Below are 13,636 nucleotides of genomic sequence, written 5' to 3' on the forward strand. Positions count from 1 at the left end.
GGTCGCGGCCGCGCTGCGTGGATCACGGCCGGCGGCACGGCTTCGAGGGGTGCTCGGTAGTACGTCCTTCGTCTGCGATCGAAGACCACGGCGTTCCTGCCCGAGATGCGGCATTCGCACCGCTCGTCGGCGTAGACCAGGTCAGGACGCACGGATCGCTGCCCAGTACTCGTCGACCTGCGGTCGGATGAGCGCCAACGACGTCTCGTCGCGGAAGATGAGCGAACAGAGCTCACAGGCGGAGACGACCTCGGTTGCCTGCGCTGCCGGTGCCGCCGGCGCAACTGACCGGATGGCATCGATGAACCACTGGAAGCCCTCCCGCTGCATGATCCCGAGGAGTGCGTTCCGTTCGAAGGCGTCGACTGCTTCGCGGAACGATCGCTCATCGGCTCTCCCGAGGGTCATCCGCGTGTCGAAGATCGGCGGCGAGCAGCAGGGGTAGATGTTGCCGTCGTTGTGGAAGATGACCTGGTTACCGGGGCAGTGCAGCATCCCACGCGTGATCGGCCGCCGGTGGAACTCGTCGTCAGGCAGCGATCGTGCTTCACCGGCGGGCACGACGGGGAACTGCGTGACCTGGATCCCGTGCAGGCTCTCGCCGAGTTCCGCCAGGAGTGCGCGCGAGTCGAGGGAGCGGCTCACGCACACGTTGAGGATCACCTCGACGCGTCGATCCCGAGCTGCATCAAGGATGTTGCGGATGCGCTGCGGCTTGACGTACGGCGAGTGGAAGTCGTCGTAGCTCAGCGTGAGTCGCCGCAGGCCGGCCTCCTCGAACTGTGCGAGCACGCGGTCGGCGGCGCGCGATGTGACGCCCCAGAATCCGTTGGTCACGCAGGAGGCCACACGGCCGCTCGCGGTGATCCTCGCGATGACGGACATCGCGCGCGCCCGACGGAGGAGCGGCTCTCCGCCGGTCAGACCGATCTCGCGGACGTTCGGATCGTCCAGGAGCTCGTCCATAATCCGGTCGACGAGCTCGTCGTCGAGGTTGGCGGTGGCGTCCGGTGAGCTGCTGACGCAGCAGTGCGCGCAGCGTGCGTTGCACTTCGCGTCGAAGTTGATGCCGACGCTCCAGCGTGGCTCAGCCATGGTGTGTCCTCGTGTTGCTCTCAGGATCGGTGGGCCCCCGCCCCGAATCCTCGATCGCGATCAGCCGCTGCCGACGATCACGCCGCCGCTGCTCCCCACGACGAAGTACCAGAGGTCGTCGACGACCTCGAGCTCGGCGACGCGCTCGTCGAGCGTGAAGCTCTCGAGCATGCTTGCGCCGTCCTTGTCCTGCATGTTCCCCTCCTTCCCCTGGTCTCGATCCGGCATCGGGACGGGGGCGAGACCACCCTACTCATATCCAGAACATCATGCGTGGCCGGATCGTCGGCGGGTGGCCCTAGGGTGAGACCGTGCAGATCACCACCGACCGCCAGGTCCTGCTCAGTCCGAGCGACCTCAGCACGTGGGCGACCTGCGAGTGGGCCTTCCTCCGCCGCCTCGACGCCAAGCTCGGCCGCGGCGGCCCCGTGCCCGATGAGCACGACGACATGCTCGTGCGCACCGCCCGCCTAGGGGACCAGCACGAGCTCGACTACCTCTCGATCCTCAAGCAGGCCCGCCAGGTGGTCGAGTTCGAGCGACCCGCTCCGCGCGACTACAACACAGCAGCGCAAAAAGCGTTAGACGCCTTCAACATCGGTGCCGACGTCCTCTACCAGCCGACCTTCCACGAGTCGCCCACCCCCGACCGTCCGGGCTTCATCGGCTTCGCCGACTTCATCCTCCGCAACGACGACGGCGCCTACGAGGTCTACGACACCAAGCTCGCCCGCCACGCCAAGATCAGCGCCCTCCTGCAGCTCGCCGCCTACGCCGAACAGATGCATGCGCACGGCATCCCCACCGGCGAGCAGGTCCACCTCGTCCTCGGCGACCGGACGACGACCACGCACGACCTCGCCGACATTGCCCCGGTGTACCGCACGCAGCGCGCCGAGCTCGAACGGGTCATCGCCGAGCGCATCGCAGACACCGAGGAACTGCACTGGGGTGACCCCCGCTACTCCAGCTGCGGCCGCTGCACGATCTGCCAGACCCAGGTGCAGCAGCACCGCGACCTGGTCCTCGTCGCCGGCATGCGCCTCGACCAGCGCACGAAGCTGATCCGGCAGGGCGTGCGGACGATCGACGACCTGGCGGACCGCACCGCGGCCGTGCCCGGCATGTCGCGGTCGACGCAAGACAGGCTGGTGCGTCAGGCGCGCCTCCAGACCGAGACGGAAGCCGAGCAGCAAGCGGGCCGAGCCAACAAGACCAAGCCCCGCTTCGAACTCCACGACCCTCGCGCGCTCGACGCGATCCCCGAGCCGGACCCGGGCGACGTCTTCTTCGACTTCGAGGGCGACCCCCTGCACACCGAGGACGGCGTGCACTGGGGCCTCGACTACCTGTTCGGCCTGGTCGACGACCGCGCCGACTTCACCGCCTTCTGGGCGCACACCATCCGCGACGAGCGGCAGGCGCTGATCGACTTCCTCGCCTTCGTCAAGGAGCGTCGCGCGCAGCACCCGGGCATGCACATCTACCACTACGCCGCATACGAGCGCACGCACCTGCTGTCCCTCGCGGCCCGGCACGGCGTGGGGGAGGACGACGTCGACGACCTGCTCCGCGCCGGCGTCCTCGTCGACCTGTACCCGATCGTCCGCAAGGCCCTGGTGGTCGGCAGCCACAGCTACTCGATCAAGAAGCTCGAGCCGCTCTACATGGGCGAGGACCTCCGCCTGAGCGACGTCACGAACGCCGCCGACAGCATCACCGCGTACGTCGAGGCGATCGAGGAACTCCGGGGCGGCGACCCCGCCACGGGCCAGCGCATGCTCGACCAGGTCGCCGACTACAACGCCTACGACTGCCGCTCGACGCTGCGGCTCCGCGACTGGCTGCTGTCGCTCCGGCCCCCGCGGACCGAGGAGTCGAGCGAGGAGCCGCTCCTCCCGCCGATCCCCGTCGAGCGCGAGCCGAACCCCGTGTACACGGCCCTCGCCGCGCAGATCGCGGACGTCGACCCTCTCGACCGTGACGCCGACCAGACCGCCCTGGCGCTCGCCGCCGCCGCGATCGACTACCACCGCCGCGAGGCCAAGACCTTCTGGCAGGACCACTTCGACCGCCTCCGCAACCCCGTCGACGACTGGGCCGACACCCGCGACGTCCTCGTCGTCGAGCGTGCGTCCGTCGAGCGGGACTGGGACACACTGCCGCGTGCCCGCTCGCAATCTCGTGAGATCCGCCTGTCGGGGACGCTCGCGCCCGGTTCGCGGATCCGGCCGGGAGGCACGCCCCACCTCGTCTACGACGACCCACTCCCGCCGTCGGTCACCGCTCCGGCGCCGGGTTCAAAGGGCGCGTCGGCTCGCGCGGTCGTGCTGGAAGCGGCCGACAACGGCGACGCGTTCGAGGTCCTGGTCAAGGAGAGCCTGCCGGTCGGCGGCGGCGAGCCCCACCACGACTTCCCGGTCGCGCTCGCACCGGCCGCCCCGCCGCGGGCGAAGCCGCAGCCGGAGGCGATCGCCGAGTGGGGGCAGGAGGTCCTCGACGCCCTGCCGTCGATGCTGCCCGACCCGGCGCTCGACCTGCTGCGCCGGGTGCCGCCCCGTGGCGCGCTCGCGCCCGTCGCCGGCGACGACACGGTGTCCGCGGTCGTCACGACGCTGCTCGGGCTCGACCGGTCGTACCTGGCCATTCAAGGCCCTCCCGGCACGGGGAAGACCTACGTCGGGTCGAACGTCGTCGCGCGGCTCGTCCGCGAGCACGGCTGGCGCGTCGGGGTGGTCGGGCAGTCGCACGCAACGTCCGAGAACTTCCTGTCGTCGGTCGTCCGCGCCGGGGTGCCCGCCGACCGTGTGGTCAAGGTGCCGAAGTCCGACGCGACCGAGGACGAGCTCGAGGCCGCGGCATGGACCCCGGTGAAGAACAACGCCGCCGTCTCGGCCTTCCTGTCGTCGTGCGCCGAGACCGGTACCGGGGGAGTCGTCGGTGGGACGGCGTGGACGTTCGCGAACGAGGGCACGATCCCACGGCGCTCCCTCGACCTGCTCGTCGTCGACGAGGCCGGGCAGTTCTCGCTCGCGCCGACCATCGCGTCCTCGATCGCCGCGGAGCGCCTGCTGCTACTCGGCGACCCGCAGCAGCTGCCGCAGGTCTCCCAGGGCTCCCACCCCGAGCCGGTCGACCAGTCGGCGCTCGGCTGGTTGGCGGACGGCGAGCACGTGCTCCCGCCGGAGTTCGGCTACTTCCTCGCGCACACCCGGCGGATGGAGCCCGCGCTGACCGCCTCGGTCTCGGGCTTGTCGTACGACGGGCAGCTGACCTCGATCGTGAGTGGTCGGCACCTCGACGACCTCGACCCGGGCGTCCACCCTATGCCGGTCGTGCACAGCGGGAACACGACGTCGTCGGCGGAGGAGGCAGCGCGGGTCGTCGAGCTCGCGCAGAGCCTGATCGGCCGCCGGTGGGTCGACGCCGACGTGTCGCGGACGCTCACCGACGAGGACGTCATCGTCGTCGCGCCGTACAACGCGCAGGGCGCCCTGATCCGCGAGGCCCTCGACCGCGCCGGACTCCGTGGCACTCAGGTCGGCACGGTCGACATGTTCCAGGGGCGCGAGGCCGTGGTGTCGATCACGTCGCTCGCGGCCTCGAGCGCGGCGGACATCCCGCGCGGACTCGACTTCCTGCTCATGCCGAACCGGCTCAACGTGGCGCTGTCCCGGGCGCAGTGGGCGGCGTACCTCGTCTACTCGCCGGCACTCACCACGGGACTGCCCCCGTCGATCAACGGGCTGTCGCTGCTCTCCCGCTTCATCGAGCTGGTCGAGCCGCGTCGCTGACGCCCGAACGTGGGCTTCCCTCGGCTCAGGTGCGCTGCCACGGTCGAAGGGTGACGGATCGAACGACGATGCTCGGGCACGACGGACCCGTCGAAGGAGCGGAGTCCCGAGCGACCGCCATCGGCGCACTTGCGATGACCCTGCGCGCAAGGCGTCCCGGGTACGGGGTCATGCAGGAGTGCCTGCGGCTCCAGTCCGAGGCACCAGGACGATCGCGGGCGCAGCGGTTCTGGGGCGTCGATCCAGTCGCACCAGCGGCGCGGTCCTGGTTCAAGGGGGCCCTGGGTGAGCGCCGTGTCGCCGCCGAGCTCGACCGTCTGGGCCCGGCCTTCACCGTGTTGCACGCGGTGCCGGTCGGTACCGGCTCCACGGACATCGACCACCTGGTAGTCGGCCCCACCGGGGTGTTCTCGATCAACACGAAGAACCACAGCGGACAGCGGGTCTTCGTCGGTGGCGGTTCGTTCATGGTCGGCGGCGGGAAGACCTCGCACATCGGCGCCGCCCAGAGCGAAGGGCGGAAGGCCACCCGACTCCTCTCTGCGGCCGCGGGTGGATCGTTCCCCGTGCAGCCGCTGCTCGTCGTCGCGGCGGATCGGATCACGTTCGGCAAGAAGCGTGCTCCTGTCGTCGTGCTCCGGCCTGACCAGGTGCGCGAGTGGATCCTCGGGCAGCGTCGGGCGTACTCGGACGACGCCGTCCGGTACCTGTCGATGGTCGCCGAGGAACGAGCCACCTGGCACACGACCGCGTTCGCGCCCGACGACACCCTGCGGCTCGAGCAGCGCTTCGACCGGCTGCTCCGCGAGGTCGAGGACGCGCGCAAGCGACGGCGTCGGGCGGCGCTCGCGGTGGTCCTCGCGGCGGTCGGGCTGCCGGTCGCGGGGCTGTTCGCGCTGGGGAGCGTCGCGACTGCGCTGCTCGGTTCGTGACCACGGTGCGGCGAGCAGGCTCGCAGCTTCCGGCATGACGATTGCGGTGCGCGATGGCCGGGGATCCTGAACCAGGATCGTCAACCGCGCATCGACGTCACCACGTCGGTCACGCCCGCCCTGGCCAGGGTGGCAAGACCCAGGACGACCGGCGGGACTAGCCCTGAGCGGGCTCCGAGCCCTCGGCGTCGTCGTCGTCGGTGGGGATCTCGCCGCGCATCTGCGCCCGTATCCCGGCGAGCACGTCGGCGTGCAGGAAGTTCGCGTCCTCGGCGCTGGTCGGATCGACGACGATGCCGAACTCCTCGGGCACGGCGGTGACGAGCTCGGCCATCCGGACCGGGCGGGCCTCGGTGCCGGGGACGCCCTCGGTGAGCTGCGCGGGGTCGGTGAACACCGGGACGAAGGGCAGGTCGCGGATCATCACGTGCGCGATGCTCCCGCCCTCGGGGTCGCCCGCGGGCTTCCACGGCACCCACGCGGCGCTGCCGAGGAACCCCTGCGCCGACGATGCCATGCGGCGCCGCAGGGCTCCGGCGGGCGACTCGGTCTTGCCGGCACCCGGGCCGAACGCCGACCCGCTCGTGTCGCTGCTGCTCATGGGGTTCCCTCCGACGTGGTGTGCCCGGCCATGCTCCCACGTCCCGGGAGCGGAACCGAATGCGCACTGGGGCCACCGGTGTCGGCGCTCGCGTCTACAGTCCGAGCAAGTCCGCACTTCCAGGTCAGGAGCACCGTGCCACCACTGCAGTTGACCCGACGGTCGCTCCTCGCGGGCGCCCTCGGGCTCGGCGCGGCCACCGCCCTGAGCGGGTGCGTCGCGAACAACGGTCCGCAGCCGAGCTCGGCGGCGCCCGGGTCGAAGGCCGACATCGGCGAGGTCGAGGGGACGCTGCGCTTCGCGTTCTGGGGTGGCAGCGACGGCGAGAACAGCGGGTTCGCGCGCGCCAAGGCCGGCTTTGAGAAGCGGCACCCGAAGGCGACGATCGAGTTGCAGACCCTGCCGTACGACGGGTTCTTCTCGGGCATCGACCGGGGCATCCTGTCGCGCACGGCGCCCGACGTGTTCCGGGTCGACTACACGAGCATCGGGAAGTACACCTCGCACGGGGTGCTGCTCGACATGACGCCGTACCTCAGCGCGTCCGAGGCGAAGGGCTTCCTGCCGGCGCTGTACGACGCCGTGCGGTTCGAGGGACGGACGTACGGCGTGCCGCACCAGACCGACACGTCGGCGATCGCGTTCAGCCGGAAGGCCCTCGACGAGGCCGGTATCGGCGCCGTGCCCGACCGGCTGGAGGACGCGTGGACGTGGGAGGAGTTCTCCGACGTCAGCACGAAGCTCCGGAAGACCCTGCCCGACGACAAGTACCCGTTCGCCTACGACTGGACGGCCGCCGGTGCCTACCGTTGGGCGAGCTTCCTGTACCAGGCGGGCGGGTCGCTGCTCACGGAGGACCTGCGGCACTCCGCGGTCGACGGGGACCCGGCGCGCAAGGCGATGGCGTTCACGCAGCGGTTCTTCGACGAGGAGTGGGTGCCGGCGAACAACACCATCAAGACGACGGTCTACTCGGACAACTTCTTCCTCAACCAGACCGTGGCGATGACGTTCATCGGGGACTTCCTCGTGCCCGAGCTCGCCGACGGAGCGAACGGGTACCAGGGCGGCGAGTGGGCGACGACCTACATGCCGCGGGACCGGGCGGCGGCGTCCGACCTCGGCGGCAACGCGATCGTCGCGACGCGGGACACCGAGAACCCCGAGCTCGCGGCCGCGTTCCTCAAGTTCCTCGTGGAGGAGGACCAGATGCGCGACTTCTGCCAGCTCGCCAACGAGCTCCCGACGCTGCGGACCCTGGCGGACCAGACGCTCGACTACGCGGTCCGCCCGGACGTGATGGGCGTGTTCACGCAGCAGGCGACGACGATCACCGAGACGGCCGTGCGCGAGACCGTCGTGCCGGGCTTCGCGTCGATCAACACCGCGCTGCAGGACCAGCTCGAGCTCGCGTTCCACGGCCGGGGCACCGAGCAGGCGGTCCGGGCGATCGACGCGGCCGTCGACCGGGCGGTGTCCGCGTGACGGGCGCGACCGAGCGCATCGGCGGCGCCACGGCGGGTGGAGCCGTGCGGCGCGGACCGCGGCGGTCTGCCGGGGTCTTCCGTGCCTCCAGTACGGCTGCGGCGTCCGCGTTCCTGCTGCCGAACGTCGTCCTGATCGTCGTCTTCACGCTGCTGCCGCTCGTGTACGCGCTGGTGATCAGCTTCCAGGACCTCGACTCGCTGGGCGGGACGAGCTGGGCCGGTCTCGGCAACTACGTGCAGCTCGTCACCGACCCGGTGTTCTGGCAGTCGGTGTGGAACACCGGCGTCTTCACGCTGTTCACGGTGCCGGTCGGGATGGCGATCGGGCTCGGGATCGCGGTGCTGCTGAACGGCGTGCTGCCGGGGCGGACGGTGTTCCGGACGATCATCTTCCTGCCGCTCGTCGTGTCGGGTGTCGCCACGGGCGTGCTCGGCGCGTGGATGTTCGACCAGAACAACGGGTTCATCGACAAGTTCCTCGCGACGCTGGGACTGCCGCAGGTGGACTGGCAGTCGAGCGGTGGGTGGGCGATGACGGCGGTCATCCTCATGACGCTCTGGCAGCGCATCGGCTTCGACATGCTCATCTACCTGGCGGGGCTGCAGGGCGTCGACCCCGCGGTGCAGGAGGCCGCTTCGACCGACGGTGCGACCGGCTGGCAGCGCTTCCGGCTCATCACGTTCCCGCTGCTCGGGCCGTCGACGTTCTTCCTGCTCGTGATGAACCTCATCTACTCGTTCCAGGTGTTCGACACCGTGTGGGCGATGACCCGGGGCGGGCCCGGGTACGGCACGACCACGGTGGTGTCCTACGCATACCGGGTCGCCTTCGACGAGCACGGGCCGCAGCTGCTCGGCTACGGCGCGGCGGTCGGCATCGTGATCTACCTCGTGACGCTCCTCATCACGGGACTGCAGTGGCGCTTCAACGCCGGACGGGACCAGACGGACTGATGACCTCATCGACGTGGGACACCGGCGCTGCTGCGTCGGGTCGGTCCGCAGCGGCTGCGAGCACCACCGCCACCCGGTCGCCCCGGAAGCGCGGCGGCAAGCTCCTCTGGCTGCGCCTGACCGTGGCGGTGGTCGTCACGATCGTGATGGCGTTCCCGCTCTACTGGATGGTGCTCACGGCGTTCTCGACGCGCGCCGACCTGTACGCACCCGGGCTGCAGCTCTGGCCGCAGCACCCGACGCTGCAGAACTTCGTCCGGCCGTTCCAGGAGTTCCCGGTCTGGCGGTGGTTCGCGAACTCGCTGCTCGTGGCGGTCGTCGTCACCGTCATCACGGTGTTCTGCAACCTGCTCGCCGGGTACGCGTTCGCGAAGCTGCGGTTCCGCGGCCGCAACGCCCTGTTCCTCGTGCTGCTGTCGACGCTGATGATCCCGCCGCAGGCGATCATCGTGCCGCAGTTCTTCATCTCGATCGGCCTGCACCTGTACGGCGGGCTGTGGGCGGTGATCCTGCCCGAGGCGGCGGCGATCTTCGGGGTGTTCCTGGCGCGGCAGTTCTTCCTGGCGGTGCCCGACGAGCTCATCGAGGCGGCGCAGCTCGACGGCGCCGGACGCTTCCGCACGTTCGTGTCCGTCGTGCTGCCGCAGTGCCGACCGCTCCTCGCCGTGCTCGTGCTGCTGACGTTCATGGGGGAGTGGAACGCGTTCGGGTGGCCGCTCGTGGCGCTGTCCGGCAACCAGGACCTGTTCACGGTGCCGATCGGCATCGTCGGGACCCTGCAGGGGCAGTACACGTCGGACTACGGCGCGATCATGGCCGTCAACCTGCTCATGATCCTGCCGATCGTCGCGCTGTTCCTCGCCTTCCAGCGCTACTTCGTCGAGGGTCTGTCGCGGAGCGGCCTGCGGTGACGCCGGGCAGCCGTCCGATGTCGGGCAGCCGTCCGACGTCGGACGACGTCCGGCGCTGGGTCGCCGAGGACTTCGGCGTGCACGCGGTCGTCGTCGACGAGGTCACCGGCGGCACCGACACCTCCGCCGCGGTCTGGCGGGTCATCGACCGCGAGGGCACCGCGTGGGCGGCGAAGTGGACCACCCGTCCGAGCCGCACCGGCACGCGGCTCGTGTCGTCGATGGCGGCCGCCGGCCTCGAGGGCACGCCCGCCACCCGCACCACCGCCGACGGACGGCGCCGCAGCCGCCGGGCCGGCGGCAAGCTCGCGCTCACCCGGTGGTCGGACGGCGAGGACGCGGCGACCGTCGGACTCGGCCTGGAGGCATGGCGTGCGTACGGCGCGCTCCTCGCGGACGTGCACGCCCACGCCTTCCCCGCGCCGCCCCGCCGGCAGGGAGCGCGCCGGGGCATCCGCCGCCGCAGGCGCCGGTACCGCGCCGAGATCCGCGCGCTCGACGCTGCGGCCGTGTCCGGGTCGGACCCGGTGCTCGACCTCTGGCGGGACGCCCGCGATCGCGTTGATCTGCTGCTGCGTGGGACGACGCTCGAGTCGTCCGCGCCGTCGATGCCCGTGCCGTGTCACGGCGACCCGCACCTCGGCAACGTGCTCGTCGAGTCGGACGGTGCACTCCGGCTGGTCGACTGGGACGAGGCCGTCGTCGGACCGCGCGAGATCGACCTGCACCTGGTCGAGTTCAGCGTGCTGTTCACGCCGGCGACGTCCGAGCAGCTCGCGGCCTTCCGCGCCGGGTACGGGCCGGTCGAGCTCGACGAGTGCCGACTCGTGCGGTACGCCTGCATCCGGGCGCTCGAGGACCTGACCTCGACGATGACGGCTGCGCTGGCGAGCACGGGCGCCGACCGGGACGAAGCGCTCCGAGTGTTCACGGGCATCCTGGCGCCGACCGGATCCGCGTCGCTGGTCGAACCACGGCTGCGGCAGGCACTGGACGCGCAGACCGTCTGACGATCCTGGTGCGCGATCCCCGGGAGGCACGAACCGGGATCGTCACGGCGCAGGGCGATTCGCGGGCCCCGCCAAAGCCCGGCCACGTGCGCAAGGTGCGGAGCGCGACGGAGGCGGGTCGTGCCTCCAGACCGACGACGGCGCCCGACACACGACGTGGGCCGGGCGCCGGACAGCGTCTGCTCAGTACTTGGCCGACTGCCCGCCGTCGATCGGCACGACCGTCGCGTTGACGTACGACGCGTCGTCCGACAGCAGGAAGGCGACGACGGCGGCGATCTCGGGGGCCTCGCCGTAGCGCTTCGTGGGGTTGACCTGGATGAACTCCTCGGCGGCCTTCCGCGGGTCCTCCGGGTCGAGCTGCTTCATCGAGTTCTCGACCATCGGCGTCCAGATCGCGCCCGGGGCGATGGCGTTGATGCGGATGCCGTACTGGCCGTACTCGACGGCGGAGTTGCGGGTGAGGCCGACGACGCCGTGCTTGGCGGCGGCGTAGCCCGACTGGTTGCCGATGCCGCGGATGCCGCCGACGCTCGCGGTGTTCACGACCATGCCGGAGCCCTGCTCGCGCATCACCCCGAGGACCTTCTCGAGGCCGAGGAACACGCCCCGGAGGTTGATCGACACGACCTTGTCGAACTCGGCGGCGGTGAAGTCCTCGGTGGGGTTCTGCTTGCCCTCGATGCCGGCGTTGTTGAAGAAGCCGTCGATGCGGCCGAAGCGCTCGGTGGTCGCGGCGACGTAGGCGTCGACCTGGGCCTCGTCGGAGACGTCGGCGACGGTCGTCAGGACCTGCGCGTCGGGGGTCGCCTCGAGGACGGCGGACTTCGTGGCCTCGAGTCCCTCGGCGGAGACGTCGACGAGGGAGAGCTGCGCGCCCTCGGCGGCCAGACGGACGGCGGTCGCCCGGCCGAGGCCGGAGCCGCCGCCGGTGATGAGGACGACGCGGTCGGTGAAGCGGGTGGTGGATGTCATTAATGGCCTCCTGCGGTCTTCGACGGTGAAGGGCTCGGGTCCGGCGGGTGGGGCGACGAGTCCGATCGATGCGTCTGCATCGATTTCGTCTAGACTACACCTGTCGTTCAGCGGGCGCGACCCGCGCTCAGCAGCGGGCGAGCACCCGCTCCATCGCATCGTGCTCGGCCGGCGCCACCCAGAGCCGGTAGGTGGTCTTCACCGCGATCTGGTGCTCGACGTACGTACAGCGGAACGCCGTGTCCGCGGGCAGCCAGGTCGCGGCGTCGCCCGAGCGCTTCTGCGCGTTCGAGTGCCCGTCGACCGCGAACAGGTTCACCGGGTCGTTCGCCAGCGCCTCCCGCTGCTCCTGGCTGAGCTGCTGCGCACCGGTGCGCCACGCGTTCTCGAGCGCAACGACGTGGTCGATCTGCACGAGCGTCGAGGTCGTGTTCCCCCGCACGAAGTCGACGCGGTCGCCGGTGTACGGGGAGACGAGGGTGCCGCGCAGGACCGTGCACGGCCCCTGCCGTTCGACGTCGGTGAGGTCGCGGGCGAGGACGTCGTTCCGGGTGTCGCAGCCGTTGTGGTCGACGTCGAGCCAGGCGGTGCCGAAGCGGGCCTCGCGGTCGTAGCCGGTGGCGGGGGCCTTGCCCTTGACGGGCAGGGCGGCGAGCTGGCTGCGGGCGGTGGCGGCTGCGGTCGCGTCGGCCGGGCTGGTCGCGTCGGCGGGGTCGGTCGCGTCGGCGGTCGGCCGGGAGGCGCTGCCAGCGTCGGTCCCGTTGCTTGGCTCGGTCGTGGGGGCGGCCGTGATGGTCGGTGCGGCCGTCGACGAGGGCGCTCGGTCCGTCGCCGCGTCGGCGTCGCCGTCGGTCACCCCGGTGGTGTGCAGCAGCCAGCCGGCCAGGGCGACCACCGCCACGAGCCCGAGCGACGCGAGCGAAGTCCGGGCCGTGCGGCGCGAGGAGGTGGGACGGGAGGAACGCGGACGGCGTCGACGGGACGTCATGGGGAGAGCCTTCGGTGGTGCGGTGGAACGGGCCCGGGTGGACCGTCGTCGATCATCCCGTGAAGCACCGACGGAGCACGGCGTAGACACGGGGCATGACCGATCACGCGAACCCCTCCGTGCCCGTCACCGGTGGATCGATGCCGCTCCTCGGCTTCGGCACCTGGCAGATCCCGGACGCCGACGCCCCCGCCGCGGTGGGCACCGCGCTCGAGGCGGGCTACCGCCACATCGACACCGCGACGGGCTACTCGAACCAGCGCGGCGTGGGGAAGGCGCTCGCCGACTCCGGCCTGGCGCGCGACGACGTTTTCGTCACGACGAAGCTCCCGCCGGACAACGCCGACCGGGTCCGGCAGACCATCGAGGAGAGCCTCGAGCAGCTCGGGCTCGACCACCTGGACCTGTGGCTCGTGCACTGGCCCCCGAACGGCGAGGCCCGACCCGACGTGTGGGAGCAGGTCGTGCAGGCGCAGGCTGACGGGCTGACCCGGGCTGTCGGTGTGAGCAACTACTCGCTCGCGCAGATCGACGAGCTGACCGATGCGACCGGGACGACCCCGGCCGTGAACCAGATCCGGTGGAGCCCGGCCGAGTACGACGCCGAGGTCGCCGCCGGGCTGCAGGAGCGCGGCGTGGTGCTCGAGGGGTACAGCCCCTTCAAGGCGAGCAACCTGCAGGACCCGACGCTCGTCGAGATCGCCGAGGCACACGAGGCCGACAGCGCGCAGGTCATCGTCTCGTGGCACGTGGCGCACGGGTTCGTCGTGATCCCGAAGTCGTCGAACCCGGAGCGCATCCGCTCGAACGCGCTCGGAGCACACCTCGAGCTGAGCGCTGACGAGGTCGCGCGGATCGACGGCCTCGCCGGCTGATCCGGTCCGGCGGC

The 13,636-nt window shown here is 71.0% G+C and carries 12 protein-coding genes; 7 read left to right on the forward strand and 5 right to left on the reverse strand.

What is annotated here, in order from left to right; translation table 11 throughout:
• Nucleotides 1–141: 141 nt before the first annotated feature.
• A complete protein-coding gene (locus C1N91_RS05815) occupies nt 142–1,095 on the reverse strand; it encodes a radical SAM protein (protein WP_137766976.1) in 954 nt (317 codons plus the stop codon).
• Nucleotides 1,096–1,155: 60 nt separating this feature from the next.
• A complete protein-coding gene (locus tag C1N91_RS17105; protein WP_302642005.1) occupies nt 1,156–1,290 on the reverse strand; it encodes a hypothetical protein in 135 nt (44 codons plus the stop codon).
• 116 nt (nt 1,291–1,406) lie between these two features.
• On the opposite strand from C1N91_RS17105, the gene C1N91_RS05820 reads away from it, so the two are divergent.
• Together C1N91_RS05820 and C1N91_RS05825 are read left to right on the forward strand one after the other, a co-directional pair.
• On the forward strand, nt 1,407–4,889 hold the full coding sequence (locus tag C1N91_RS05820; RefSeq protein WP_137766977.1) for a TM0106 family RecB-like putative nuclease: 3,483 nt from the start codon (nt 1,407–1,409) through the stop codon (nt 4,887–4,889).
• A gap of 50 nt (nt 4,890–4,939) precedes the next feature.
• Complete coding sequence (locus tag C1N91_RS05825; RefSeq protein ID WP_137766978.1) at nt 4,940–5,821, forward strand: nuclease-related domain-containing protein; 882 nt, start codon at nt 4,940–4,942, stop codon at nt 5,819–5,821.
• Nucleotides 5,822–5,978: 157 nt separating this feature from the next.
• On the opposite strand, the gene C1N91_RS05830 is transcribed toward C1N91_RS05825, so the two are convergent.
• Nucleotides 5,979–6,422: an SseB family protein gene (locus tag C1N91_RS05830; RefSeq protein ID WP_137766979.1), complete on the reverse strand. Its 444-nt coding sequence runs from the start codon at nt 6,420–6,422 to the stop codon at nt 5,979–5,981.
• Between the two features lie 135 nt (nt 6,423–6,557).
• Between C1N91_RS05830 and C1N91_RS05835 the strand changes: the two genes are divergently transcribed.
• Genes C1N91_RS05835 through C1N91_RS05850 form a run of 4 tightly spaced genes read left to right on the forward strand, consistent with a single transcriptional unit; the run spans nt 6,558 to nt 10,784 of the window.
• Nucleotides 6,558–7,907, forward strand: coding sequence for an ABC transporter substrate-binding protein (locus C1N91_RS05835; RefSeq protein ID WP_137766980.1), 1,350 nt, complete (start codon nt 6,558–6,560; stop codon nt 7,905–7,907).
• Complete coding sequence (locus tag C1N91_RS05840) at nt 7,904–8,863, forward strand: carbohydrate ABC transporter permease (protein WP_254678364.1); 960 nt, start codon at nt 7,904–7,906, stop codon at nt 8,861–8,863. The genes C1N91_RS05835 and C1N91_RS05840 overlap by 4 nt, the downstream gene beginning before the upstream one ends.
• Complete coding sequence (locus tag C1N91_RS05845) at nt 8,863–9,774, forward strand: carbohydrate ABC transporter permease (protein ID WP_137766981.1); 912 nt, start codon at nt 8,863–8,865, stop codon at nt 9,772–9,774. The genes C1N91_RS05840 and C1N91_RS05845 overlap by 1 nt, the downstream gene beginning before the upstream one ends.
• Before the next feature lie 17 nt (nt 9,775–9,791).
• Entirely contained in the window at nt 9,792–10,784 is a 993-nt protein-coding gene (locus tag C1N91_RS05850; protein WP_137766982.1) for an aminoglycoside phosphotransferase family protein, read from the forward strand.
• Between the two features lie 183 nt (nt 10,785–10,967).
• Here the strand turns inward: C1N91_RS05850 and C1N91_RS05855 are convergent, their stop codons facing one another.
• Complete coding sequence (locus C1N91_RS05855) at nt 10,968–11,759, reverse strand: SDR family oxidoreductase (RefSeq protein WP_137766983.1); 792 nt, start codon at nt 11,757–11,759, stop codon at nt 10,968–10,970.
• Nucleotides 11,760–11,886: 127 nt separating this feature from the next.
• The gene (locus tag C1N91_RS05860; RefSeq protein ID WP_137766984.1) at nt 11,887–12,747 is read right to left on the reverse strand and encodes an HNH endonuclease family protein; all 861 of its coding nucleotides are present in this window, start codon (nt 12,745–12,747) and stop codon (nt 11,887–11,889) included.
• A gap of 95 nt (nt 12,748–12,842) precedes the next feature.
• Between C1N91_RS05860 and C1N91_RS05865 the strand changes: the two genes are divergently transcribed.
• Nucleotides 12,843–13,622 (forward strand): aldo/keto reductase, encoded by a 780-nt coding sequence (locus tag C1N91_RS05865; RefSeq protein WP_137766985.1) that lies wholly within the window; start codon nt 12,843–12,845, stop codon nt 13,620–13,622.
• Nucleotides 13,623–13,636: the final 14 nt, after the last annotated feature.

Origin of the sequence: Curtobacterium sp. SGAir0471 (assembly GCF_005490985.1) — a bacterium.
Classification (GTDB): domain Bacteria; phylum Actinomycetota; class Actinomycetes; order Actinomycetales; family Microbacteriaceae; genus Curtobacterium.

What these genes read in the sequence shown, in the direction of transcription:
- C1N91_RS05815 (WP_137766976.1), bottom strand. Translation starts at nt 1,095, where the DNA reads ATGGCTGAGCCACGCTGGAGCGTCGGCATCAACTTCGACGCGAAGTGC.
- C1N91_RS17105 (WP_302642005.1), bottom strand. Translation starts at nt 1,290, where the DNA reads ATGCAGGACAAGGACGGCGCAAGCATGCTCGAGAGCTTCACGCTCGAC.
- C1N91_RS05830 (WP_137766979.1), bottom strand. Translation starts at nt 6,422, where the DNA reads ATGAGCAGCAGCGACACGAGCGGGTCGGCGTTCGGCCCGGGTGCCGGC.
- C1N91_RS05845 (WP_137766981.1), top strand. Translation starts at nt 8,863, where the DNA reads ATGACCTCATCGACGTGGGACACCGGCGCTGCTGCGTCGGGTCGGTCC.
- C1N91_RS05850 (WP_137766982.1), top strand. Translation starts at nt 9,792, where the DNA reads ATGTCGGGCAGCCGTCCGACGTCGGACGACGTCCGGCGCTGGGTCGCC.
- C1N91_RS05855 (WP_137766983.1), bottom strand. Translation starts at nt 11,759, where the DNA reads ATGACATCCACCACCCGCTTCACCGACCGCGTCGTCCTCATCACCGGC.
- C1N91_RS05860 (WP_137766984.1), bottom strand. Translation starts at nt 12,747, where the DNA reads ATGACGTCCCGTCGACGCCGTCCGCGTTCCTCCCGTCCCACCTCCTCG.
- C1N91_RS05865 (WP_137766985.1), top strand. Translation starts at nt 12,843, where the DNA reads ATGACCGATCACGCGAACCCCTCCGTGCCCGTCACCGGTGGATCGATG.